Origin of the sequence: Virgibacillus alimentarius, from assembly GCF_017874635.1 — a bacterium.
Classification (GTDB): Bacteria; Bacillota; Bacilli; order Bacillales; family Amphibacillaceae; genus Virgibacillus_B; species Virgibacillus_B alimentarius.
This window is the reverse complement of sequence record NZ_JAGIKX010000003.1, coordinates 98390-124547: the sequence shown is the minus strand read 5'-3', so window position 1 is coordinate 124547 and position 26158 is coordinate 98390. Positions and strand designations below refer to the sequence as shown.

Below are 26158 nucleotides of genomic sequence, written 5' to 3'. Positions count from 1 at the left end.
CTTTTTTTACCTTACCGAAATGAGGCGTATCCGTCAAAATTTACGCCCTGTATTTATCGCTTTTATGACCTTTACTTCTAGACGATATGAAAAGAAAAAGCAGCACGTGTTGATTCAACATGCTACTTTTTCTTCATCATTATTCAGCAAGTATCTTCTCTTTTTCATCAAGTGCTTCTTTCATTCTCTGTTGATCTCTTTCTAAAATTGGTTTTAAATATTTCCCTGTGTAAGATCCCTTTACTTCAGCGATTTGTTCAGGCGGGCCAGTAGCAATAATTTGACCGCCACGATCGCCGCCTTCCGGACCGAGGTCAATGATATGATCAGCCGTTTTTATTACATCCAAATTATGTTCAATAATAATAACCGTATCCCCATTCTCGACCAGACGCTGAAGCACACTTAATAATCGCTTGATATCATCCGCATGCAATCCTGTCGTCGGCTCATCCAGTATATAAAATGACTTGCCGTTGGAACGTTTATGCAATTCACTTGCTAGTTTCACACGTTGAGCTTCTCCACCTGATAAAGTTGTGGCAGGCTGGCCTAATTTAATATAGCCTAGCCCAACGTCAGCAATCGTTTGTAATTTGCGTTTGATTTTTGGTATTTTAGCAAAGAAGTCTAGTGCCTCTTCGATCCGCATATCCAATATATCAGCGATATTCTTTCCTTTATATTTAACTTCTAATGTCTCACGATTATATCTTTTTCCATGACAGACTTCACATGGCACATACACATCAGGGAGAAAGTGCATTTCAATTTTAATAATACCATCACCGCGGCATGCTTCACATCTGCCGCCTTTTACATTAAAGCTAAATCTCCCTTTTTTGTAACCGCGTATCTTCGCTTCGTTTGTTTGTGCAAACACTTCTCTTACGTCATCAAAAACGCTTGTATACGTTGCCGGATTTGATCTTGGTGTCCGGCCAATAGGTGACTGATCAATATCAATTACCTTCTCAATATGGTTAACCCCTTTAATCTCTTTGTGTTTTCCAGGTTTATGCTTCCCGCGATAAAGATTTTTCGCTAATGATTTATACAATATTTCATTAACTAATGTGCTTTTTCCTGATCCGGATACGCCTGTAACTACCGTCATTAAACCAATTGGGATTTTGACAGATACATTTTTTAAATTATTTTCAGTTGCATCAACAATCTCAATATTGCGTTTCGTTGGTTTTCTGCGGTTTGCGGGTAAGGAAATAAATTCCCTTCCTGACAAATAATTTCCCGTTAATGACTTTTTGGTTCGCATTACTTTATTTGGGGTTCCACTTGCAACGATTTTTCCTCCGTGCTCACCAGCACCTGGCCCAATATCAATTAACCAATCTGCTGCAAGCATGGTATCTTCGTCATGCTCAACAATGATTAGTGTATTATCTAAATCCCGCATTCGCTTCAGCGTGTTAATTAACCGATCATTATCTCGTTGATGCAGTCCAATGGATGGCTCATCAAGTACATATAAAACCCCTGTCAAGGCAGATCCGATTTGCGTTGCTAGTCGAATCCGTTGCGCTTCACCGCCCGATAAAGTTCCTGCAGAACGGGATAATGTTAAATAGTTAAGACCAACATTATTCAAAAAGTCTAACCGGTCACTGATTTCTTTTAAAATCATATGCGCAATTTGCTCTTCCTTCTCGCTAAGTTCAAGGTTTTGGATAAAGTCCTTTGCTTCCATAATGGAATAGTCGGTGACATTACTAATATGCAAACCATTTACCAATACAGCTAATGCTTCTTCGCTTAATCGGTAGCCATCACAAGTAGGACAATTGATATGCGCCATATATTTTTCAAGTTGTTCCCGGATAAAATCGGAAGAAGTTTCTCTATAGCGTCTTGCTACATTCTTAATAACCCCTTCAAACCGGATCATATTATCACGAATATTTCCAAAGTCGTTAACATAATAAAAGTGTATTTTCTCTTTCCCACTGCCATATAAAATTTTATTCATTTTTTCCTTAGGAATATCTTTTACTGGTATATTCATATCAATATCATAATGTTTGCAAACACTTTTAAGCAGTTGCGGATAGTACTGAGAGCTTATAGGTTCCCATGGTGCGATAGCATGGTTATTTAATGTTTCACTCCAATCCGGGATAACAAGTTCAAGATCAACTTCTAAATTCGTTCCTAAACCATCGCAAGTAGGGCATGCACCATACGGACTATTAAATGAAAATAGTCTTGGCTCCAGGTCATCAATAGAAAAGCCACAAACGGGACAGGCGTGATTTTCGCTAAATAAAAGTTCCTCTTCTCCAACTATATCAACAATAACATTTCCTTCTCCCAGCGATAAAGCAGTCTCAATCGAGTCGCTTAGTCTGCCTGCAACACCATCTTTTACAACAATACGATCAATCACAACTTCAATGGAATGCTTTTTGTTCTTTTCCAACGGAATATCTTCGGTTACTTCACGCATTTCTTGATCAACGCGGATTCGTACGTAACCCTCTTGCTTTAGCTTTTCAATGGTTTTCACATGTGTCCCTTTCCGTCCTGAAACGACAGGTGCCAATATTTGTAATTTCGTCCGTTCCGGATACTCCAATATTCGGTCAACCATTTGTTGCACTGTTTGCGAGCTAATTTCAATTCCATGTTTTGGACAAGTTGGATGCCCTACTCTTGCAAACAATAAACGTAAATAATCATAAATCTCCGTTACTGTACCGACAGTAGATCTTGGATTTTTGCTCGTTGTTTTCTGATCAATCGATATCGCGGGAGATAACCCGTCTATTGCATCCACATCAGGCTTATTCATTTGCCCTAAAAATTGGCGGGCATATGCAGAAAGAGATTCTACATATCGGCGTTGTCCTTCTGCATAAATGGTATCAAAAGCCAGAGAAGATTTTCCTGAACCCGATAAACCAGTGACAACAACCATTTTATTTTTAGGAATATTTACATCTATATTTTTCAAATTATGTGCTCGTGCACCCTGTATCTTAATTGACTTACTAGGCATGGACAAGTCATCCTTCCGCTTTAAGTTCAAGTATTATATCACGAAGTTCCGCAGCTTTTTCAAAATTAAGCGATTTCGCTGCTTCTTTCATTTCTTTTTCCATGTTATCGATTGCTTTTGTTTTCTCTTTCCCTTTTAAATTTGAAAGTTTTTCTGTTTTTGTTCCATACGCTGCTTCGTCTTCCTCTGCAACAGTTGCCCGTATAACATCTCGGACTTCTTTTTTAATCGTAGTTGGGGTAATCCCATGTTTTTCGTTGTACTCCTGTTGAATGGTTCGACGGCGATTTGTCTCATCAATCGCTACTTGCATGGACGCTGTTATATTGTCTGCATACATAATAACTTCCCCGTTCTGATTACGGGCAGCACGCCCCATTGTCTGGATTAAAGAACGTTCAGAACGTAAAAACCCTTCCTTGTCGGCATCCAAAATGGCAACTAAAGACACTTCAGGGATATCAAGCCCCTCTCTCAGGAGGTTAATCCCTATTAAAACATCAAACTTTCTGAGTCGTAAATCACGAATGACCTCTACACGTTCCAGTGTCTTAATTTCGGAGTGTAGATAGGCAACCTTTATCCCGATTTCTTTTAAATAATCCGTAAGATCCTCTGCCATTTTTTTTGTTAGTGTTGTTATTAAAACACGTTCATGACGTTCTATACGTTTGTTTATTTCACTGATTAAATCATCTATTTGTCCATCAACCGGGCGCACATCAATTTTTGGATCCAATAAACCAGTAGGACGAATAATTTGCTCTGTTATTTCCGGCGAATGCTCGCGTTCATATGGTCCTGGGGTTGCTGATACATAAATTAGCTGGTTCGTTTTTTGTTCAAATTCTTCAAACTTTAATGGCCGATTATCTAGAGCAGATGGTAAGCGGAAACCATGATCGACCAAAACTTGTTTTCTAGCCTGGTCTCCATTATACATACCTCTTACTTGGGGTAGTGTTGCATGTGACTCATCAACAACAACTAAAAAATCATCTGGAAAATAATCAAATAATGTATATGGAGTGGCTCCAGCTTCACGCAAAGTTAAATGCCTGGAATAGTTTTCAATACCTGAGCAGAATCCCATTTCATTCATCATTTCAATATCATAATGTGTCCTCTGTTCCAGCCGCTGCGCTTCAAGTAACTTATTTTGACCACGTAATATTTTTAGTTGCTCTTCCAATTCTTTTTCTATATTTTTAATTGCTTTTTGTAATTTTTCTTCTCGTGTCACAAAGTGGGAAGCCGGAAAGATAGCTACATGTTCCCGGTCTCCAATAATTTCACCGGTTAATGCATCCACCTCACGAATTCGATCTATTTCATCACCAAAAAATTCAATCCGGATACAGTGTTCTTCTCTTGAAGCTGGTATAACCTCAACAGAATCACCTCGAACGCGGAATGTACCACGCTGAAAATTGATATCATTACGTGCATATTGAACGTCTACAAGCTCACGCAATAATTGATCCCGGTCTTTTTCCATTCCTACACGCAGTGATAATACATGGCTCCCGTACTCCTCGGGTGAACCTAGGCCATAGATACAAGAGACACTTGCTACAACGAGCACGTCTCGGCGTTCAAATAAGGCAGATGTTGCTGAGTGACGTAGTTTGTCAATTTCATCATTAATACTGGCATCTTTCTCTATAAAGGTATCTGTTGATGGCACGTAAGCCTCTGGTTGATAGTAATCATAAAAACTGACAAAGTATTCTACTGCATTATTTGGAAAGTATTCTTTAAACTCACTATATAACTGACCTGCTAATGTCTTATTATGAGCCATTACCAATGTTGGTCGATTGATCTCCTGAACAACATTTGAGACAGTAAATGTTTTACCAGTCCCTGTTGCACCGAGCAATGTTTGGTGATGCTGACCCGCTTTCACTTTCTCGACCAATTCCTTTATTGCTTTAGGCTGGTCACCAAGCGGTTCATATTCGGCTACAAGGTCAAACTGATTCTCCACAAATCTAGCCCCCATTCTTCTCTATCAAAGATAGCTGATCATCTATTTTTATTTCAATGGATATTCCAAGTCTCTATATCTTGAAAAGTAATTTATTTCTATTTTAACATACTGACGAACAAATATTCTAGCATCTTACTTACTGTCCTATTCGTTATTCTACCCTAGTTATCTTATGAGAAATCATCTTCCTATTATTTCTCTTATATCAACGATCCCAATAAGGAAAAAACATTAGCATGCAGCTAATGTATCCTTTCAAGTAATCCTTCTATTATTTTAGATAATGATTGACATTCCAAGTTTTGATGATATTCCTCCATTTTTTGCTGATAAATCGTTTGTTGTTGCCTATCATTAAAAAATTGGATAATTTTCTGCTCAAAGCTTTGCTCCTCTACATTTACAGGCATAATTACGCCTAATTGTTTAAGCTGCTCAACATTAATTTTTTCCTGACCTGGCAAGGGATTACAGACAAAAATTGGTTTTCGCTTTATTAAACATTCGCTTATTGTAACCCCTCCAGGCTTTGTTAAAACAGCATCTACGCGGTCATATAAGTCATTCATCTTTTTCCTGCAAGATAGATAAGGAAAAGGGGTGATATGTGAGTTATGTTGATTTGATAATCGTCGATATAATGTTTGATTCTTTCCACATAATACATAAAAATGGACACTACCACTTGTATTGGTCAGATATTTTTCCATTGTTCCTATCCCTAGATTACCTCCTGTAACCAAAATGGAAGGCTTCGGATGGTGTCGTCGCTGAGCACCTTGCTCTAAAAAAACGGAATTTACAGGGATGCCAGTAACAAATATATTACTTCCTTGAATACCTTTTTTTAATAAGTATTCTTTGACCTGGATGGAGGGGACAAAATGAAAATCGACCCCTTCTAATCCCCAAACCCGATTGACAAAAAAATCGGTATAAATATTGACCACGATCGAATCTAATTGCTTCTTCTGTTTTAATACACTAGCAATATGTGATGGTAAGGCGTGTGTACAAAAAAGAATATTTGGTTTTTTTTCTTTCACAAGTTGTTTAAAAAAATATATAAACAGCATTTCATATAGAAAATTACGATTATGTTGTGATGTTTTTTTATATGCAGCCTGATAATATAGCCAATTATAAGTACTTGGCAGTTTTTTAATCCATGTCAGATAGATCGATGAGATAAGTTTTTCCATCCACCCATAACTATAGGATAATAGATCGACTTTATTACAACTTAACTCCATATTACAACGTCGCAATTCAGCCATCAATGTATCAGCAACATGATGGTGTCCGCTTGGTATTTGCATAAATGGCAAAAATAATGCCTTTCGCTGTATTTGTCCCATCGTCGCGCCTCCACTCCTTCCATCATCCTGATGCCTCAAATTACCAATAAAATTGCTTTTATTACATGGTATAATTATTGTCGAGGAGGTTATTTGCAATGATTTATTTATTTTATACACTACTTGTTATTTTCATTGGTTATCTTATCTATAAAGCATATAAAAATACACATGATATAAAAATAAACAATATTAAAATTACACCCGATACGGAATCTGAACAAGGCGATTTCTTATCTATTCTTCACCTTTCTGATTTACATTTGGAAAACATTTCATTCACTTCCGAGCAATTAAGTCAGACATTAGCAAATAAATCAATTGATTTGATCGTATTAACAGGTGATTTTCTGGACCGTAAACGAACCATTCCTAAATTAATTCCATATTTAAAAGTACTACAAAAGATACAACCCAAATATGGAATATATGCTGTGCTTGGAAATCATGATTATGTTTTAAAAAAGGATGATCTAAATAAATTAACAAAAATAATGGCAGATCATGATTGTCATATTCTACAAAATGACAGCAAAACGATTACAATCAACGGGAATTTGATAAATATTATAGGAATTGATGACTATAGTACAAAAAGAAGTAATTTACCTCGTGCTTTTCAACAGGTAAACGCTGGAATGAATATTGTCATTACACATGACCCTACAATTGTACTTGAAATGGAAGATTATCGATTTGATTATTTAATGGCAGGGCATTTTCATGGCGGCCAAATATGCTACCCCAAAGCTTACCATTTGGTTAAGATGGGGAAATTAGCAAGAAAGAATATTATTAAAGGACTACACAAGCATAATGATTCCCCGTTTTATATAAGTGAAGGACTTGGCCAAACAGGTTTAAACATTCGTGTAGGCAGCAGACCTGAAATAACGTTTCATGATGTTTCTGTTCAGTCAAAGGCATCATAAACAAAGACTATCCATTATATTTGTTTTGTAATTGGCCTTTGGACATAAATAAATATACAGGCACGTTATGGTCCATCGTACTGCATAGAAAGTTCATTGGTAAAAAGGACAACTTTTTGTATATGCAATACCAGCTGTTTTTTATGGGGACAATTTCAAAACCTAACCTGCTTGCACCGCGATGTAAGCAGGTAATCCCTATGATTCCCTTAATTTCATGATGACTCTGGTGTTCCATCACGTATTTAGACAGCATGGGTAGTGCATGTTTGATTGTATGATAAAGGTATACTGCCTTTTTAACATCGCCATTTATAGCCTGTAAATCCCTGAGGATGCAAACATTGTGCAGATGGATTTTTAATAGCAAATCATTTGTTTCTATTGCCGTTCCATCACGGAGCACAACAGTAGTGCCTTTATAACGGGTAAGCCGTACACGGAACACAGTATTATCTTTTTCGATACTAGGCACGTATTGTAACCTAGTAAAAGTAAAATAAACAGGATCAATGGTTTTCCACATACGTAAAAGGTAATTCTTCATAAATGTATTCCCTTTCCTTTTAAAAAGTCAATCTTAGTTTACTTATATTTCAACAAAAATATTGAAGGAATATTTTAGTAAAAAAAGCCTCCCCCTTCGGTTGAAGGGGAAGGCTTTTTTTACCATTTTAATGCTGTTCTGATTGAATGGAAGCGTTATGTTTACTTTTTTTACTCCGATTAGGAGGTCCTGCAAAAATTAAACCCAATTCATGATGATCTCCCTCATAAAAAGCACCTTGAACAAATCGTTTTTCTCCGTTATCGTCTAGTACTTCCAGCTTAAAGAATGCTCCACTTTCTTGCAACGCCTGATATAGTTCTGCGGATCGGTCAATTTTTTTACCATTTACTTTGCTGATGGTTTCTCCTACAAGAATATCTAACCTGTCTGCAGGAGTACCGGGTATAATCCCCAATATTTTTATCCCTCTTTTTGTTTCAAGAAAATAGGCTCTTTTTTCTTTATCTTTTGTACGTTGCTTATAATTGATCAGTTCCTTGCCTATAATAGCTATAATCACACTTGCAAAGGAAAGCCAAGGAAGATAGATACTCCCTATCCCAAGACAAAGAACAATTATTCCTAGCCACATAACGGATTGGGCTATTTTTTTTGCTATGTGTGATGGAAGATAGCCTGTAACTTTATAGTGAAAGCCTATTAAAAATGGGACAAGCACTAAGCTGTATGTATCTCCGTCGATTGAAAAATACGGCCAAAAATCAGCAAAAGGGACAATCATGCCTGTAGGTACCAAGGTAAAAAATGGAATAATGCTTATTTTCTTAAGATGGTGCTGGCCTATCCAAATGCCTCTGTTTCCCAGTAATAAATCAGGAAATGTTTCATTCCGCTTGATACGACTTAATAGCACTGCTTCTGCAAGCAAAAATATCCCTAACAATATAGTTAACCCCGTGAAGTTCGTATCTAAAAACAAATCAGCTTTTAAAAAAGTTTGTTTCGTCAATAAAAATGGTAAAAACAAAAGCAATAAGTACGTAATTCCGATCGTATAGCTCGCTGAAAGCACCGATAGGTTAAAAGTGAAACTAAGAACGATAATCACGATACTTAATAACATAATCGTTTCATAGGTAAATACCATTCCTAAACCCAATGTTAGTAGAGAAAGGAATAGGCCAAACAATATGGATGGAGATAATGTGTTTTTCCATTCTGTAAAAATCTCATCTATTTTCGTTCCGAAATTTATTCGATCACGCTGGATCCGTTTATATCCTGATAAAAATACTATTAATACTGCCCAGTATAATAAAGGATTCAAAAAAACCTTTCCTATTCCTTTTGCAATCTCAATAAGCCATGCTTCGATCACTATAATCACCTTCCAGCAATGCTGTGAGCTTTTCTTATTTATAAATCCGTTCACCGCTATTAGAATATATTCGTTGTTTATTGACATTCTTCCTTCTTTTTTTACAAGTTTTAACGTTTGAAAAATCCACAGGCCATTCCCGTGGATTTTTCGCTTTAGTTATATAATGCACTTAAAGCTCTTTCTAATTGTTGATCATCTTCCCCGCTGCGTATTTTATCAATGATTTTTGATTCGATAAGCCCCGCTGTTTTTTTATCTACTTTTCCTGTTGCTTTCATATCATTTTCCTTTTGAAAAGCTTTCACGGCCTTTTTTGTTTGTTTATCAAAATAGCCGTCTGTTCGATCTACGTTATAATCTAGCCCATGTAACATGATCTGGACGTTTTTGATCTTTTCTCCCGTGTGATTATAAGTAAGTGGCTTATCTATCTGAATCGGATTCGTATAAAAATATTCTGGTTGTTCTTTTTCTATCGTCGGAGTAACTCCTTTTTCATTTATCCATTTCCCTTTCGGTGAAAGCCACTTAAAAAAGGTTAACTTCATTGTACTGCCATCACCTAATGGGATTGCTTGTTGAACTGTTCCTTTTCCAAAGGTTTTAGTTCCTACAACATCATAGCCCATTTCTTTCATCGCAACAGCTAGAATTTCAGATGCGGAAGCACTTCCTTCATCTACGATAACACTAATTGGATATTGCTTTTTCTTCTCCAAATCTGAATAATAAGGTGTTTTTTTCCCTTCCTTATCCTCTATTTGTAGATAAGGCATATCTTCAGGAACAAAATGCTTAAGGATATCTTCTACAGAATCAAGAAGACCACCAGGATTTCCGCGTACATCTATGACCAAACCTTCGATCCCCTTCTCTTCTAATTTTGCTAATTCTTCTGCAAAGTCATCGGCAGTTGTTTCCGAAAACGAAGTAATTTCAAGAATACCGGTCTTTTTACCTTCAATTGTTTTAATATCAGGATAAACCGTTTCAAGAGGAATCTCATCACGAACAATGGAGACTTCAAATGAATCAGAAACTCCAGGACGTTCGATTTCTAACACTACTTCCGATCCTTTTTCACCTCGAATTTTCTCTACTGCTTCGTTTAAATCTAAGCCTTCTAAACTTTCGCCATCGATTTGAATAATTTGGTCATTGGGGCGCAATCCAGCTGCTTCTGCTGGTGAATCTTTAATTGGTGCTACAACAGTAACTATATCATTTACCATGCTGACCTCTGTGCCAATACCTTCAAACGATGATTCGATTTGCTCATTAAATCGCTCCATAGATTCTACATCCATATATGTACTGTATGGGTCATCCAACGATTCTAGCATACCTTGAATTGCACCTTCAGTCAGATCGGTATCATCCACGTCTTTTAAAGAATGTTCGTTAATTAATTCATACGCTTGAACGACTTTAGACATGCTTTCAGGTGTCTCCAAGTCTTTACCATTGTTTACTACTTCCTCAAATATACTCTTTTCTTGTTTATCACCTTCAGCTTGGGCTAGCTTGATGCCAATATATGATCCGGCCCCCCCAATAATTAAAGCAGCCAATAACAAAAGTATGATATATTTCTTTTTTAAAATCATTCTCTCACCCCAAAATTATTTTATAAGATTGGTGGTACCCATTCACATAACTAATTGTATTAATAAAAATTATATCAAAAAAAGACATCACACCGAAATGTGCGATGCCTTTAATATTATAGATTATGCAAGTTGATTGCAAATAAACATACCTATTTTAATTCAAATACCCAGAACTTAATGGATTTACGGAATTACTTTTAGAAGCATTCCATCCGCCTTTGTGAATTTCAAAGTGCAAATGCGGACCTGTTGATTGACCTGTATTTCCGGATGCTCCGATTGTTTGGCCACGACTCACTTTATCTCCAGCAGAAACAGAGATGCTGCTTAGATGTGCATACAGTGTTGTATAAGTCGTTCCGTTTATGGAATGTGCTACAAGCACAACATTTCCATAACCATTCATTTGCCCATCATTTTCTGTATTGGTGGATACAACAACACCAGACGCTGCAGCGGAGACTGGAGTACCTACACCGACACCAAAGTCAACACCTGCATGTAGGGAACCCCAGCGATGTCCATACCCTGAGGTTATACCGCCTGAAGTTGGATAGCTAAACTTTGCCCCTCCGCTTGGTTCAGGGATTGATGACTTATCCGAGTTAGAATCCGAGCTAGTTCCAGAGGAACTATCGTCCGGGCTGGATGATTTAGTTGAACCTGCTGAAACTGACTTTTGTTCGGTAGATGCTTCTTCCTGCTGTTTGTTATCCTGTTCTTCTTGATTGCTATCTTGGTTTTCTTGTTCTGCCTGTTCTTGTTCTGCCTGTTCTTGTTCAGCTTTTTCTATTTCTGCTTTTTCTCTAGCAGCCTTTTCTCTTGCTTCCTTTTCTAACTCATCTTTATCACTTTCAGCCATTTGCTTAGCTTCTTTAACAGCATCTTTTTGCTTAGCTAAGATTTCCTGTTCATCTTCTAAACTAACTTTATATGCTTCTAATTGTTCTTGGTCTTCTTCTAATTGATCCATTACCTTTTCTTTTTTCGCAATTTGATCATCTAATTGCGATTCTAATTCTTTTAGTTCTTCTTTTTGACTTTCAAGTGCTTTTTTCTTATCTTTTACTTGTTTTTGTTTCGTTTCTACTTCTTTTTTCTTTTTTTCTAGTTCTTTCTTATCAGCATTAAGCTCGTCCATGATAGATTGGTCTTGATCCATAATCGTATTGACTGCGGACGATCTAGAAATGAAATCCCCAAAATCTTGGGACTCCATAATTACTTCTAAGTATTTTACATTACCGCCATTTTTTTGAATAGCTCCTAAACGATCTTTCAAGATTTCCTCACGTTTTTCAATACGCTCTTCTAATTCTTTAATCTCAGCTTTTAATTCTTTAATTTCGGTCTTTAATTCTTTGATTTTTTTATTTGTCTTGTCAATTTCAACTTCTTTTGATTGGATATCTTTTTTTGTTTTCGATAACCTTTCATCAATGGTATTCATTTCTTGTTCAACTTTACTTTGCTTGTTTATGTTTTCTTCAATTTCATTTTCAGTCTTTTCTTTATCAGCTTCTACATTATTATTTTTATTTTCCAGTTCTTTCTGTTCTTTTTCTAAACCATTTATTTTTTCTTCCACATCATCTATTGACTCTGCAGAAACAGCATCTATTCCAACCATACCTGTTGTAACCACCAGTGTAGCAGCCAGCATTCCGGATACAAACTTTCTCATGTAAAAACTTTCTCCTTCCTTCGATTCCCTGTGTGTATATTTTTTTCTATTTTTAAAGCATGCTTATACTTTTAGGAACTTCCGTACACTCATAACACTTCCCCATATACCTATAACTGTTCCAATAAGTAAAATGATAAGCGAAAGCTGCCAAGCAAATGGATAAAAAGGCAGTATGTCGACAAAGTGATATGTAATCTTGTCTTGTACATTATGATCGATATAATAATAACCTGTCAGAATAAACGTAATTGGAATAATGGATCCTAAAATGCCCAGAAACATTCCTTCTATGAAAAACGGCCAGCGGATAAAACCATTCGTTGCACCTACAAGTTTCATAATACCTATCTCTTTACTACGTGCCATAATGGTGATTTTTATCGTGTTTGAAATAAGGAATATCGCTGTAAAAACAAGACCGGCAATTAGGGCAAGCCCTATGTTTCGAGCATATTTATTAAATTCAAATAATCGTTTCACAACATCTTTTCCATAAATTACTTCTTCGACACTATCAAAACCTTCAATTTTCTTCGCTACTTTGATTGTATCTTTAGGTTGTTTTGCTTGAACAATATAAACATGTCTTAAGGGGTTATCTTGTTCATATAATTCCCAGGATTGACCTTCTTCTCCAAAGCTTTTAATAAGCTTTTTCAGTTCTTCATCTTTGGACGAAAATACAGCCGTGTCCACTTGATCTAGTTTCTTAATCTTTTCACCTAACGCAGTAATATCACCTTCATCTGAAGTTGGATCAATAAGCACATCAATCTCTACGTCTTCCTCTACTTTAGTTGCCATTTGATTGAGGTTTAACATTAACGCAAGGAATGCACCCACTAAAATTAATGTAACTGTTACTGCTCCAACTGAAGCAACGGTCATCCAGCCATTGCGGAAGATGTTTTTCAATCCTTCTCGCAAATGTCGTTTAAAAGTACTAAATTTCATAGCCATACTCACCCCGGTGTTCGTCCCTTACAATTACGCCGTCTTCAATTGCAATTACTCGTTTTTTCATTGTGTTTACAATTTCCTTACTGTGTGTAGCCATAATAATGGTAGTTCCTTTTGAATTAATTTCTTCAAATGTCTCCATTATGCCCCAGGACGTATCTGGATCAAGGTTTCCTGTAGGTTCGTCAGCAATAACTATTTCGGGGTTATTAACAATGGCTCTTGCAATTGAAATTCGCTGCTGTTCTCCGCCTGATAATTCATCCGGAAAAGCTTTTGTTTTATCCGCCAAACCAACTACCTCTAAGACTTCCATGACACGTTGGCGAATATTGCGTGGGGATTCTTCTATTACTTCCAATGCAAAAGCAATATTTTCATAGACTGTTAGTTTTGATAACAATTTAAAATCTTGATAAACTACCCCAACATTTCTCCGTAAGTACGGTACTCTTTTTTCTTTAATGTCACTGAGGTCCATGTTATTAACGATGACATTTCCATTTGTTGGTTTCTCTTCTCTGAAAATTAATTTTACAAAAGTGGACTTTCCTGCCCCGCTCGGACCAACTATGTATACAAATTCTCCCTGCTCAATATCAATATTAATACCGTTAAGAGCCGTAACTCCATTGGCATAAGTTTTATATACTTCATTCATCAATATCATATATGTATCACCTTTTTGTTTTGATGTCGGTTCATGATGAAAATTGATAATTTATTCAGTCTCTCATTCAACATAAAATACTCAGATTTTTAAATCCTTATACAGTATAACATCTTTCGTCATTTTTTTTGGATAAAATAATATTACATTTATATTTCAAAAAAAGACGACAATGAAACATAAAATTAAAGTTTATGATACACGAATTTTTATGTGTCTTCGTCATTGAATACGAAGAGTGTATCTTTGTTTCACAAAAAGCAAGAAAGCTTGCCCCTTATGATTTGGGTCAAGCTTTCTTTAACATTAATAACATGAAGAATAAATTATTTTTTCTCTGCTAACCAATCTGCAAGTGTTGTTGCATCATCTTCAGAAACTTGTTGTGCTGGCATACTACCTTTTCCATTTTGGATGATATCTTTTATTTCATCTGCAGAATGATCTGCACCTGCCTTTGTTAAATCAGGACCAGCGCCACCGGACAGATCCGCACCATGACATGATGCACAATTGCTTTCAAAAATTTCTTCAGCTGCTGCAGTATCTACTGTACCGCCTTCCTCTTCTGCTCCATTTTCTTCAGTCTCTTCAGTCGCATTGTCTTCAGGTTCATCATTAGCGTTATCATTTCCACCGCCACATGCACCAAGTACAAGAGCAGAACCAAAAAGAATTGCTAATAACCATTTTTTCATTTTCAAACCCCCTAATAAAAATTTTAGTAAAGGCTACCATGGTTTATTATAACCTATTTATTTGTTTTTTAAACGAAAGATAAGAAGGGGAAAGTGAAATTTCTCCAAGATAAACCATATGAACCATGTATTTTCAACGGTTTATGACAATTTTATGAACCCTTTTAAAATGGATTGAAACATATAATTTTTCGATATTAATTTATTTGGGAACGTAAATAAGCGTCAATAAATGGATCAATATCTCCGTCCATAACCCCTTGTACATTTCCGACATCTAAATTTGTACGGTGATCTTTAACCATTGAATACGGGTGGAAAATATAAGATCGAATTTGGCTTCCCCAGCCTATTTCCTTTTGTTCACCTCGTATATCGGATAGCTCTTGCTGCTGTTTCTCGATTTCCAACTGATATAATTTTGCTTTGAGCATTTTCATCGCATGTTCACGATTTTTTATTTGTGAACGCTCTGATTGACACGTAACAATAACATTGGTTGGAACATGAGTTATCCGTACTGCTGAATCAGTTGTATTAACATGCTGGCCGCCCGCTCCGCTGGCACGATACGTATCAATCTTCAGATCTTCCGTTTTAAGATCAATATTAACGTCATCTGTCATTTCCGGCAGAACATCACAAGAAACAAAAGAAGTGTGCCTGCGACCGGATGAATCAAATGGAGAAATACGAACGAGTCGGTGTACACCCTTTTCAGCTTTCAAATTCCCGTATGCATTATGCCCTTTTATGAGCAATGTTACACTTTTTATCCCTGCTTCATCACCAGAGAGGTAATCAAGTGTTTCTATCTTAAATTTTTTGGTTTCCGACCAACGTTGATACATGCGCAAAAGCATACTTGCCCAGTCTTGGGACTCTGTTCCTCCCGCGCCAGGATGTAACTCTAAAATGGCATTATTAGCATCGTACGGTTCGCTAAGCAACATTTGTAGTTCGAAGTCATTCATTTCATTGCGTAAGGAAATTGCTTCTTGATTTAAGTCTTCAAATAATTCCTTATCATTCTCTTCCTTTACAAGTTCATAAGAAACCTCTAAATTGTCTAAACGCTCTTCCAATTCCTCAAATTTCTCTACATAACCTTTTAAACCATTTGATTCATCTATAACCTTTTGAGCACTATCCGGATCATCCCAAAATCCTGGTGTAGTCATTTGAAACTCTAATTCCTTGATACGTTCTTTTTTATGATCTAAGTCAAAGAGACCCCCTAAAATCCGAAATTCGGTTTGTCATTTGGTCTAATTCATGTCTGATTTCTACTAGTTCCATCATGTTCACCTCTACTTATTTTTCGTTAATATAAAAGTTTAAATATCTTTATGCCCCATGGCAATTTTTATATTTTTTTCCACTTCCACATGGGCATGGTTCATTTCTGCCAATATTTTCTTTCTTCACGTACGGCTTACGGCTTTTTTTCTTTTCTTCCTCCCCCCCTGAAACAGCTTGGGTATTTTTCGCAACTTCCTGACGTTGGAGGTTATCCCGTATTTGTGCCTTCATTATATATTTGGCAACTTCATCTTCAATAGATGCGACCATTTCTTCAAACATTGCAAAGCCTTCTAATTGATATTCGCGCAGCGGATCATTTTGGCCATATGCACGCAAATGAATTCCTTGACGGAGCTGTTCCATTTGATCGATGTGATCCATCCACTTTGTGTCAACAGTACGAAGTAAAATAACTTTTTCAAATTCGCGCATTTGTTCTTCGGATAATTCTTCTTCTTTTTCATCATAGCGCGCTCGGACTTTTTCCATAATCAAATCGTTGATTTCTTCAACATCTTTACCTTTGAGATCTTCTTCTAAAATATCATCTTGATCTAATAAATTTCCATGGACATATTCAATTATTGCTTTTAAGTCCCAATGATCTTCATCATCATCTTGTGTATGGGTAGCAACCACACGATTTAAAGAAGATATAATCATGTTTTCAATGATTTCGCGCAGGTCTTCATCAGAATCAATAACCTCAAAACGTTGTTTATAAATAATTTCGCGTTGTTCACGCAATACATCATCATAGGAAAGCACTGTTTTACGTGCATCAAAGTTATTTCCTTCCACACGCCTTTGAGCAGATTCAACTGCGCGCGATACCATTTTACTTTCGATTGGCTGTGTATCATCCATACCTAATCGTTCCATCATCGATTTTAAATTATCTGAGCCGAAACGGCGCATCAATTCATCCTCCATGGACAAGTAAAATTGGGTAACACCTGGGTCGCCCTGACGGCCTGAACGGCCACGCAACTGATTATCAATTCGCCGTGATTCATGCCTTTCTGTCCCTATAACAGCTAGTCCACCTTTATCGATTACCCCATCACCTAATTTAATATCTGTACCACGACCGGCCATGTTAGTTGCGATCGTAACTGCACCACTTTGACCAGCATTTTCAATGATTTCAGCTTCGCGGTAGTGATTTTTAGCGTTAAGGACGTTGTGCTTAACCCCAGCCTTTTTCAATAATTGAGAGATGATTTCTGAAGTCTCAACTGCTACTGTACCAACCAGCACAGGTTGACCTTGTTGGTGACGCTCTTTGATATTTTCTACAAGCGCCCGAAACTTTCCATCCATCGTTTTATAGATCAGATCAGCACGATCGTCACGAATGATTGGTTTATTTGTAGGGATAGCAATAACATCCATATTATAAATATTTCTAAATTCTTCTTCTTCTGTTTTTGCAGTACCTGTCATTCCAGCAAGTTTGTTATACATTCTGAAGAAGTTCTGGAAAGTAATCGATGCAAGGGTCATGCTTTCATTTTGAATTTGCAATCCCTCTTTTGCCTCAATAGCCTGATGCAAGCCATCACTATAACGACGCCCTTTCATTAATCGCCCAGTAAACTGGTCAACGATAATGACTTCCCCTTCTTGTACAACATAGTCTGTATCGCGATGCATAGAAACACGAGCTTTTAGAGCCTGGTTGATATGATGTGTTAATGTCACATGATCTAAATCAAATAAATTCTTAATGGAAAAATAACGTTCTGCTTTATTCATTCCTTCTTCAGTGAGTTGGACACCTTTTGTTTTTTCATCATATGTGTAATCCGTCTCGTTAGTTAATGTATTTACAAAGGCATTTGCTTGCTGATACAAGGAAACAGATTTCCGGGCAGATCCAGAAATGATCAGTGGTGTTCTTGCCTCATCGATTAGAACCGAGTCCACCTCATCAATAATGGCAAAGTTTAATGGACGTTGTACCATTTGTTCTTTATAGAGGACCATGTTGTCACGTAAATAATCAAAGCCAAATTCATTATTTGTACCATAAGTGATATCACAATAATAAGCTTCTCTTTTTTCTTCTTTTGATAGGCCATTTCCATTCAATCCAACGGTTAATCCAAGAAATTCATATAATACGCCCATTTCTTCAGCATCACGGCTGGCCAAATAATCATTAACTGTTATAATGTGAACACCTTTGCCAGCTAGGGCATTTAAATAGGCCGGCATTGTAGAGGCTAACGTTTTTCCTTCCCCTGTTTTCATTTCAGCAATATTTCCCTCATGAAGTGAGATAGCACCTTTAAGCTGCACGTTAAATGGACGCATGCCTAAAACACGTTTAGATCCTTCTCTCACAACTGCATATGCTTCAACTAATAAATCATTTAAACCTTCCCCATTCGCATACCGTTCTTTAAATTCTTCGGTTTTCTGTCTAAGGTTTTCATCTGATAATTTTTCATATTCGGGTTCAAGCGCCTCTATCTTATCCACTCTTTTTTGTAATCGATTCAATTGTTTTTGGTTCCCATTACCAAAAATTCTTTTTAAAAGTTTAACCATCGTAAACGCTCCTCTATATCAATGCAGATTGATTACATGCTTAAAATAATCCAATATTAATAATAACACTTTCTAAGCTGTTAGTACAACAGAGTGGAAGATGGCGAGACTGCAACTTCAAATGTCTTTTGAAGAAAATATAAAAAAAGAGTAGTTCGAGGAAAAACTACTCTTTGCTATGAAGAATGATCGGGGAATTCATGAGGACTGTCTGAGGTTAATTCTTACGTGGACAAATTTATGATGTTGAAAATACTGGCTGATTTACATTCTTTTGTTTTGAATCAAGCTCTGATAGCCGATAGTTTGTTGCACCAACAATTTCAACCAGCTGGCTAATTGTTTTTTCATGCTGCTGTACTTTTTTTATCAAGTCATTCATTACCCTTTCATGTGAATTTTCACTCACCATTTCACCCCCTCTTTGTCTGTTGGTATAGTTATACCATGTTTGCAATTATCTGGCGAATAGCAAAATTTAAATTTTAACGTTAAATTTCCTATCGTTTTTGGATATTTTTTCAATTTTTATATGATTTTATAAATTATGTCATCATTTTTTTGACTTTTATATAAGCTGAAATTTAAATTTAATCTACATTTAAATAATTTTTAAAAAGCATATAAAAAGACGACCCCCCCGTGTTAAAGAGGTCGCCCTTGAACTATTGTTTTACCAATTAATTCGGTTCGATTAAACCATACTTACCATCCTTACGCCGATATACGACGTTTGTATCGTTTGTCACTGCATTTGTAAACACATAAAATGCATGTCCTAACATATCCATCTGTAAAACTGCTTCTTCAGAGTCCATTGGTTTTAAATCAAATCTTTTCGTTCTAACAATATCTATTTCATCTTCTTCGTTTTCCTTATCTAAAACTGCTTGACTAGCTTCTTTTTCAAGTTCTGCAAATATATGCTTTGGAGAACCTTTTTGTCTGAATTTACGATTAATCTTCGTCTTATACTTTCTTATTTGTCTTTCTAACTTATCAACTACAAGATCAATTGCAGCATATAAGTCAATATGCTGTTCTTCCGCTCTTAAAAGCAGATCTGTCATTGGAATAGTAACTTCTATTTGCTGTTCTTCATTATAGACACTTAAATTCACATGTACTTCGGATGATGGCGGTGTATCAAAGTAGCGTTCAAGTTTACCAATCTTTTTTTCTACATAGTCTCTTATTGCTTCAGTCACCTCAATATTTTCACCACGAATATTATATTTCATATAAGTGTCCTCCTTTCATCTTATATATATAGTATACTATTTTTCCGAATAAATTTCCTGCCTGAACAACTTATTTTAAATAATTTTTTAGGAAATTTGTCGAAAAAACTACATCAATTTTTGTGAAAGATTCGTTGTTAGGCAGATTTACTGTTTACTATCCATAAACATTCCATCGATTGATTCTATCTTGTTATACAGATTAACGTAAGTTTGATTTGATTTCTTCTTTTTTTTAACTAATTTCATCTCCTGTTTTAAATCTTGAAAGATACAAAGCATTTGCTTCTGAATTTTTTTATTGAGCAGAACCAGCTTTTTTCCAACTATTTTTTCGTTGCCAGTGAAAGGAGAAGAAAGATGATGCAAGTGTTCTCCTCTTTGATCGATCAGCTCATTAATTTGTTTAATCACGTTCTCTCTATTTTTTGAAGTAATTGGCTGATCTAATACGTGTTCCAATTGTTTGGTTATTGTATAAACCTCTTCTAAACGATTCATTATACCTGTGCACCTTGAACAGATTGCTCTGTTTTTCGATTTTTTAAAATGACTTGTTTCCAGGTATCTCTAAACTCGCTGACAAGCTGTAGGACTTCTTCTAGTTCAGTTATTTCATTTTGTATATTTGCTTCCTTAAGCAGATGATGCATATATTCATATAATGGTAGAATTTGTTTTGATATTTCAATTTTCGGATCCAATGTTAGCATTAATTCCTGAATAATATTTTGTGCCTTTTGAATATTATTATTTTTAGCTTCATAATTATGTTCATCTATATCTTTCATTGCTTGCTTTATAAACTTTATACAGCCATTATATAACATAAGAGTCAATTCTCCGCTGGAAGCAGTATGGACTGCATTATGCTGATATGTCTGATATCCCTTATTGATGGACATATATTATACCTCCTTTTAATGTGCAAATAGATAATATTACATTCATCCATTTGCACCAAACTGGGACATCAATTGTGCTGATTGCATATTCATTCTTTGAATTGCTTTTTCCATTGCAGTAAATTGATTCCAGTATCTAGTTTCCACTTGTACTAATCGATCTTCAAAAGCTGTAATTCTCTGGTTCAAATCTTTCATCCGCTTACCAAGTGTATAAGTTTCTAAAGTACTTGTTCCGCTTCCGGCCCGCTTTTTGACTTTATTCATGGTTTCTTCAAGAACATCCTCTAAACGATTAACAATGCCACGGCTAGTTCCTTCTGCATTGTTAGAAAAAAGTTTCATCACATCATTCGGATTATCACGCAAAGCATTTTTTAAATCATCTTCATTTTTAATGATTAATTTTCCGCCATCCATATAATTACTAGAAGTTGTTATTCCAATCTCTGTTAAAGATGAAAATGCCCCACCGGTGTCTACATTCGTGTACCAGCTTCGTCTCATGGAAAACATACCATCTTTTATCACAGATTCTCCTTTTAATATACCGCTCTTCGCTTTTTCCTCCCATTTTTTAATTTGATCTTCAGACATTTCTTCTTTTTGTTCCACGGTAAGCGGTTTAAAATCACGAAATCTTTCCTCTCTTTGAGATGCATTCAGCTTTTCAATCACTTCATTATATTTGTCAATAAATTCCATGATTGACTCAAAAGGCGATTCCGCATCATTCTCAATCGTAATATTTGTATTGCCTTTTGATACATCGTTAAATTGAAAAGTTACACCATTTAGTTCATACGAATTTGTTTTGGATTCCATTTGGATCCCATTATATTCAAACTCCGCATTTGTTCCATTTTTTTCCTTCTTTGGATCCATTTTAAGTGATTTAGCGAAGAAAGAGTCTTCCGTAAAATTTATTTCTGGTTCTCCATTTGGACTATATTTTCCGGTTCTTGTCGCTTCCATCATCACATTATTTGTTTGTGAATCATAAAAAGCCCGGACATTGTTATCTCCATCCGTTATTTTTTTCAATACATCCTCTATGGAATCATTTTCATTTATTTTTATTTCATGGTTTTTCTTTTCCCCTGCATCATCATATGTAAAAAACTCAATAGTTCCAGGCTTTAAAACTTGATTTGGATCTATTTCTTCTGTGCTTATATTAATAGCTGAACTTGCCAGTTTTGTTACCTTAATCTGGTATGTGCCATTTGCAGAATTTGCCGAAGCAATAGCTTTGATAGCACTCTCCTGAGAGGAATGGACAGATTTTGAATGATAAGTATTACTTAATTTCATGTCCAGCATCACATTATCTAATTCCAATAAAGTTTTATTTATATCGCGAAAAGCATCACGTTTCCACGTTAAGGTTGTTTTATCTTGATTCATTCGATCTAAGGGCACTCTTTCAGCCGTCATTAATTTATTGACAAGCTGGTCAATATCCATCCCTGTTGCTAAACCGCCGATACGCATCAATATCACCTCATAAAGAAATTCAAGAATTACTGCATAAATGAAGTTCTGTCGTTTTTAAATTTATTTTCAAATCTTATATCGGCTTCGCTGCTTGTATTGTTAAGTATTTTTCTTTTACTAATTCTTTTCATTTAATAAGTGGAGTAAATCAGAGGAAACATTTGCTGCTTCATTATTTTGCTTTTGAATATCAAGATATATTTCCTTTCGATATATGTCGATTGAATTCGGAGCTGATACACCTAACTTAATTTGATCTCCTTCTATTGCCAGCACCTTTATTTCGATGTCTTCTCCTATTTGAATGGATTCATTCTTTTTTCTGGTAAGCACAAGCATCATTAATCTCCTTTCGCTTTCGAAACAGCTTGAGGTGCGATTGGAGCTTTTGTAGTATAATCGATTTCTGTTAATATATACTGTTTTCCTTGTTTATTCGTTCGATTTATAATCAACGGGGCTTTTAAATTGATTGTACTCTTATCAAAGGGGCTTTTTAACGTTACAATCGTTAAAACAAAAACATCATTTTTATCTTGTATCTGTAAATTTTCAAGCAAGTTATTATCTATTTCAAATTCATAATCACAGTAGAAATGATAAGGATCCGTGACTATAAAAGCTATATCTTGTGATTTAACAGATTGTAAAATTTGAAACAAGGGGTTTCCAGTCAAATCCAATAACATAAATTTAGTTTCCTTAGCAAAACCCGGCAGGCCGTGGGAAAAACTGATAATATTTTGATTTTTTATTGCTACTTCACCTGTATATTTAGTTAAAATGTTCACGTTGGAACCTCCTTTACACCGTTTTTCTAAATTTTTTAGTCGGATTCAGTGATAAAATTAAACTTGCTAATAAAACCCTGGACATCAATCCAGGGTCCATTCTCATTCTTTACTAGCGCAGAAAGTCTATTAACGAAGGCTGTATGATTCTTGACCCGGCAGATAGGGCAGCGCGATGAAGGCTTTCTTGTGTGAGCAAATTCGTAATCGCTTCCTCATAATCTATATTTTCATTATCGGACATCGCTTTCTTTGTTATGATTTCTTGATCATTCAAGCGGTTTTCTATCAATTCTAGACGATTGATGCGCGCACCTAGATCTGCTCTCATATTAACAACATTGTCAGCATGATTATTTAATGTTGCAATACTCTTTTCAATCTCATCTCGATTATTTTCCTCTAACGCTCCTATAAATGAATTAATGTCTTCGAATAATGTTTCCGTAAATAAAGCCGACCCATCCACATTAACCTTGAGCTTAGTTCCTTTGGATACTTCAATTTCTACAGGATTAGAATTATTTTTTAATTGCACATTGCCTGTCCCATCTGTTTGAATAGGTGCATTCTCTATGTCCGTTCCATTAAAAATATGTTTGCCATTTACGTTTGTATTTGCAATTTCCATTAAATGTTCTTTGAGTTGTTTTACTTCTTCCTTCATGCTTTGCCTTCCTAGCTCATCATATGTATCATTACTTGCTTGTACAGCTAATTCACTTAATTTTTGCATTGTTTGTGTAGCCTTGTCTAAAGCTGTATCAGAGCTGTCCATCCAGCTATAAACTTCATTGATATTTCGTTTATACTGGTCAATTTCTGCTACTTGTGAACGAAAGTTTACCCCTTGCATGGCTACAACTGGATCTTGAGAAGGGAGACTGATTTTCTTCCCAGTATTTAACTGTTCAAAATAAGTATTAAACTTCTTATAACTGTTTGTTAAATTTCTTAACATATTATTCGTTAGCATTCCTTGTGTAATTCGCATATATATCACCGCCTACCTTCCTACTAGCCCCATGTTATTAATAATCCGATCGAGCATTTCATCTAACGTTGTCATACTTCTAGCTGCAGCGTTATATGCATGTTGATATTTGACCATATTTGTGATTTCTTCGTCTAATGACACAGAACTAACTGAAAGCCGCTGATTATCTACTTGAGAACGAAGAATTTCTGTATTTTTAGCCATTCTGTGCGCTTCCTGTCCACGGACTCCTAAATCACCAATCAAAGATTCATAAAAGCTATTTAACGTTGTATTGCTTCCCAGACTTGTAAGCTTTTCATCAAAAATATTTGCTAAAGATGCTGCATTGTCCCCGTTGCCTGAATTCTCATCAATACTAGCTGCTATCAAATCCGGTTCATCCAATATTTCCCGAGAAACCGTTATTGATCCTGCAGCACCATAACCTTTCTTAAATTCAAACAGAGCCTTTCCTTTATTTTCGTTTAGATCATATCCTTCTTGATGGACTCCATTAAAAGCTGTAGCAAATGTTGCTGCTAACTTGTCTAGGTTTGCTAACATATCCGGATAGATACCTTCTAATTTATCTTTATGCATATATCCGTAAGATTCAATGATACCGGCTAAAGAACCAGTTGTTTGCTTTATTGGTATTGTCTTTTCACCTGTTTGTAAAGATGTTACAGCTTGATTATCCGGTGAATAATAGACGGATAATGTTTGTACTTCACCTGTTTGTCCATCTATTAAAGTTGCTGGAGGGGTGAACGGTTGTCCTTTGGCATCAACCAATTCAATTGTTGCTACTCCATCTGCAACGTCTAGCGCGTTTTCACTGCTTTTATGATAGGTAACCTTTATATTGACAATTTCAGATAATCCATCAAGCAAACGATCGCGATGATCATAAAGATCATTCGCTAAATATCCACTAGATTCCAGATGTTTTATTTGTTCATTTATTTCGTTTACTTGCCCCAATAAACTGTTTGCACCTTTTACAGTTATACCGATTTTATTTTGTAAGTCTGATCGATTCGCGTTTAGCGATTCGGATAAATAATTAAATGTTTCAGCAACTGCAAGCCCACGTTGAACAACAACAGACCTAGCCCCTGAATTGGTAGGATGGGCGGATAATTCTTGCAGAGAATCCCTAAATTGATTCATTGTGCTACCTAATCCATTTTTTGATTGTTCATGCATTAATCTTTCCATTCGACTGATAGCATCAGACATTTCAACCCAATATCCTGCCTTGCTATTTTCCGTACGATATTGATAATCTAAAAACTGATTGCGAATCCTTTCAATAGACCCTGCTTCCACACCGTTTCCCATTTGTCCGGCAATTTGAGGACGATTTCTTGAAGCTGACGGATATGGTCTTGCTGTTTCGAAATGAACCCGCTGTCTGGAGTATCCCTCGGTATTCACATTAGAAATATTATGACCTGTTGTATATAAAGCTGAACGCTGCGTGGATAGGGCTTGTTTTGCCATTTCTAATCCATGAAAGGTACTCATCTTCTCACTCTCCCTGCAGAAATTTATCTCTTAAGCTTTCGAGTCAAAAACAGTTCTTTTTACTGATACCTTTTTTGATTTGTTTCCATAGTTCATATTATTTATAGAAGGATTCAGCACGTTAAGTGATAATTGCACAAATTGCATCGACTGCTGAATTAAGGCGTGGTTAAGCTGCTCCTGTTGTTTTAAAAGCAGAATAAGGTCCTTCAGAAGATGTGATTTCCTTTCCAATTCATTTTTTTCTTTTTGATTGGAGAGCAAGTTCAACAACTCTGTCAATGTAGGCCTATTATTTAATGGGTAATTATTCTGTAAAAACCAATGATCTATCGCAGCTTTCCTGTCTGATTCTGATTGTTCTAGCAATTGAATATATTTCCGTTCCTCAATGAGCACCATTTGTAACTTGTCTAAAGAGCCCTCTTTAACAGCCTCGGTTTTTTGCTTGGCATTTTCTAATAATGCATCATGTAAACGAATAAGATTTTCTATGACTTGTATAATGGCTTTTACAGACACCTTTTATCTTCCCCTC

General features: G+C 35.9%; 23 protein-coding genes. 1 reads left to right on the top strand and 22 read right to left on the bottom strand.

What is annotated here, in order from left to right:
* Window positions 1-139: 139 nt before the first annotated feature.
* From uvrA to J2Z81_RS03770, 3 genes are all read right to left on the bottom strand, one after another.
* Window positions 140-3016, bottom strand: coding sequence for an excinuclease ABC subunit UvrA (uvrA, locus tag J2Z81_RS03780; RefSeq protein WP_029270333.1), 2877 nt, complete (start codon window positions 3014-3016; stop codon window positions 140-142).
* A gap of 7 nt (window positions 3017-3023) precedes the next feature.
* Window positions 3024-5021, bottom strand: coding sequence for an excinuclease ABC subunit UvrB (gene uvrB / locus J2Z81_RS03775; RefSeq protein ID WP_226981215.1), 1998 nt, complete (start codon window positions 5019-5021; stop codon window positions 3024-3026).
* A gap of 230 nt (window positions 5022-5251) precedes the next feature.
* On the bottom strand, window positions 5252-6367 hold the full coding sequence (locus J2Z81_RS03770) for an MGDG synthase family glycosyltransferase (protein WP_226370752.1): 1116 nt from the start codon (window positions 6365-6367) through the stop codon (window positions 5252-5254).
* Window positions 6368-6465: 98 nt separating this feature from the next.
* On the opposite strand from J2Z81_RS03770, the gene J2Z81_RS03765 reads away from it, so the two are divergent.
* The gene (locus J2Z81_RS03765; RefSeq protein WP_226370751.1) at window positions 6466-7299 is read left to right on the top strand and encodes a metallophosphoesterase; all 834 of its coding nucleotides are present in this window, start codon (window positions 6466-6468) and stop codon (window positions 7297-7299) included.
* Window positions 7300-7306: 7 nt separating this feature from the next.
* Here the strand turns inward: J2Z81_RS03765 and J2Z81_RS03760 are convergent, their stop codons facing one another.
* The 19 genes from J2Z81_RS03760 to J2Z81_RS03670 all read right to left on the bottom strand — a co-directional run bounded on the left by J2Z81_RS03760 (window position 7307) and on the right by J2Z81_RS03670 (window position 26142).
* A complete protein-coding gene (locus J2Z81_RS03760) occupies window positions 7307-7846 on the bottom strand; it encodes a YkoP family protein (RefSeq protein WP_226370750.1) in 540 nt (179 codons plus the stop codon).
* A 127-nt stretch (window positions 7847-7973) separates the two neighbouring features.
* Window positions 7974-9275: a PDZ domain-containing protein gene (locus tag J2Z81_RS03755; protein ID WP_226981214.1), complete on the bottom strand. Its 1302-nt coding sequence runs from the start codon at window positions 9273-9275 to the stop codon at window positions 7974-7976.
* 68 nt (window positions 9276-9343) lie between these two features.
* Window positions 9344-10798 (bottom strand): S41 family peptidase, encoded by a 1455-nt coding sequence (locus J2Z81_RS03750; RefSeq protein WP_029270322.1) that lies wholly within the window; start codon window positions 10796-10798, stop codon window positions 9344-9346.
* Between the two features lie 157 nt (window positions 10799-10955).
* On the bottom strand, window positions 10956-12485 hold the full coding sequence (locus tag J2Z81_RS03745; protein WP_226370749.1) for a murein hydrolase activator EnvC family protein: 1530 nt from the start codon (window positions 12483-12485) through the stop codon (window positions 10956-10958).
* Window positions 12486-12548: 63 nt separating this feature from the next.
* A complete protein-coding gene (gene ftsX / locus J2Z81_RS03740; RefSeq protein WP_029270319.1) occupies window positions 12549-13442 on the bottom strand; it encodes a permease-like cell division protein FtsX in 894 nt (297 codons plus the stop codon).
* Window positions 13432-14118, bottom strand: coding sequence for a cell division ATP-binding protein FtsE (gene ftsE, locus J2Z81_RS03735; protein WP_029270318.1), 687 nt, complete (start codon window positions 14116-14118; stop codon window positions 13432-13434). Before ftsE ends, ftsX begins: the two co-directional genes overlap by 11 nt.
* A 326-nt stretch (window positions 14119-14444) precedes the next feature.
* Window positions 14445-14816, bottom strand: coding sequence for a cytochrome c551 (gene cccB, locus J2Z81_RS03730; RefSeq protein ID WP_029270317.1), 372 nt, complete (start codon window positions 14814-14816; stop codon window positions 14445-14447).
* Between the two features lie 197 nt (window positions 14817-15013).
* Window positions 15014-16115, bottom strand: a protein-coding gene (gene prfB, locus J2Z81_RS03725) for a peptide chain release factor 2 (protein WP_156947735.1) whose coding sequence is annotated in 2 segments (ribosomal slippage) — window positions 15014-16042 and window positions 16044-16115 — 1101 coding nt in all. Because the reading frame shifts where the segments join, the coding sequence is not laid out codon by codon here.
* Window positions 16116-16163: 48 nt separating this feature from the next.
* Window positions 16164-18677, bottom strand: a complete 2514-nt coding sequence (secA, locus tag J2Z81_RS03720) for a preprotein translocase subunit SecA (protein ID WP_226370748.1) — start codon at window positions 18675-18677, stop codon at window positions 16164-16166.
* A gap of 238 nt (window positions 18678-18915) precedes the next feature.
* On the bottom strand, window positions 18916-19086 hold the full coding sequence (locus J2Z81_RS03715) for a hypothetical protein (protein WP_156947658.1): 171 nt from the start codon (window positions 19084-19086) through the stop codon (window positions 18916-18918).
* Between the two features lie 271 nt (window positions 19087-19357).
* Window positions 19358-19918 carry a ribosome hibernation-promoting factor, HPF/YfiA family gene (gene hpf, locus J2Z81_RS03710; RefSeq protein WP_029266211.1) on the bottom strand — a complete coding sequence of 187 codons (561 nt, stop codon included), beginning with the start codon at window positions 19916-19918 and terminating at the stop codon, window positions 19358-19360.
* Window positions 19919-20065: 147 nt separating this feature from the next.
* Entirely contained in the window at window positions 20066-20419 is a 354-nt protein-coding gene (locus tag J2Z81_RS03705) for a flagellar protein (RefSeq protein ID WP_029266213.1), read from the bottom strand.
* The gene (gene fliS, locus J2Z81_RS03700) at window positions 20419-20823 is read right to left on the bottom strand and encodes a flagellar export chaperone FliS (protein WP_029266215.1); all 405 of its coding nucleotides are present in this window, start codon (window positions 20821-20823) and stop codon (window positions 20419-20421) included. Before fliS ends, J2Z81_RS03705 begins: the two co-directional genes overlap by 1 nt.
* Window positions 20824-20865: 42 nt before the next feature.
* Entirely contained in the window at window positions 20866-22317 is a 1452-nt protein-coding gene (locus J2Z81_RS03695) for a flagellar hook-associated protein 2 (RefSeq protein WP_226370747.1), read from the bottom strand.
* A 120-nt stretch (window positions 22318-22437) separates the two neighbouring features.
* Window positions 22438-22659 (bottom strand): carbon storage regulator CsrA, encoded by a 222-nt coding sequence (csrA, locus tag J2Z81_RS03690; RefSeq protein WP_029266219.1) that lies wholly within the window; start codon window positions 22657-22659, stop codon window positions 22438-22440.
* Window positions 22660-22661: 2 nt separating this feature from the next.
* Entirely contained in the window at window positions 22662-23111 is a 450-nt protein-coding gene (fliW, locus tag J2Z81_RS03685; protein ID WP_029266221.1) for a flagellar assembly protein FliW, read from the bottom strand.
* A 112-nt stretch (window positions 23112-23223) separates the two neighbouring features.
* Window positions 23224-24105 carry a flagellar hook-associated protein FlgL gene (gene flgL / locus J2Z81_RS03680; protein ID WP_226370746.1) on the bottom strand — a complete coding sequence of 294 codons (882 nt, stop codon included), beginning with the start codon at window positions 24103-24105 and terminating at the stop codon, window positions 23224-23226.
* Between the two features lie 12 nt (window positions 24106-24117).
* Window positions 24118-25620 (bottom strand): flagellar hook-associated protein FlgK, encoded by a 1503-nt coding sequence (flgK, locus tag J2Z81_RS03675; protein WP_226370745.1) that lies wholly within the window; start codon window positions 25618-25620, stop codon window positions 24118-24120.
* Between the two features lie 30 nt (window positions 25621-25650).
* Window positions 25651-26142, bottom strand: a complete 492-nt coding sequence (locus J2Z81_RS03670; RefSeq protein WP_029266227.1) for a flagellar protein FlgN — start codon at window positions 26140-26142, stop codon at window positions 25651-25653.
* Window positions 26143-26158 lie beyond the last annotated feature (16 nt).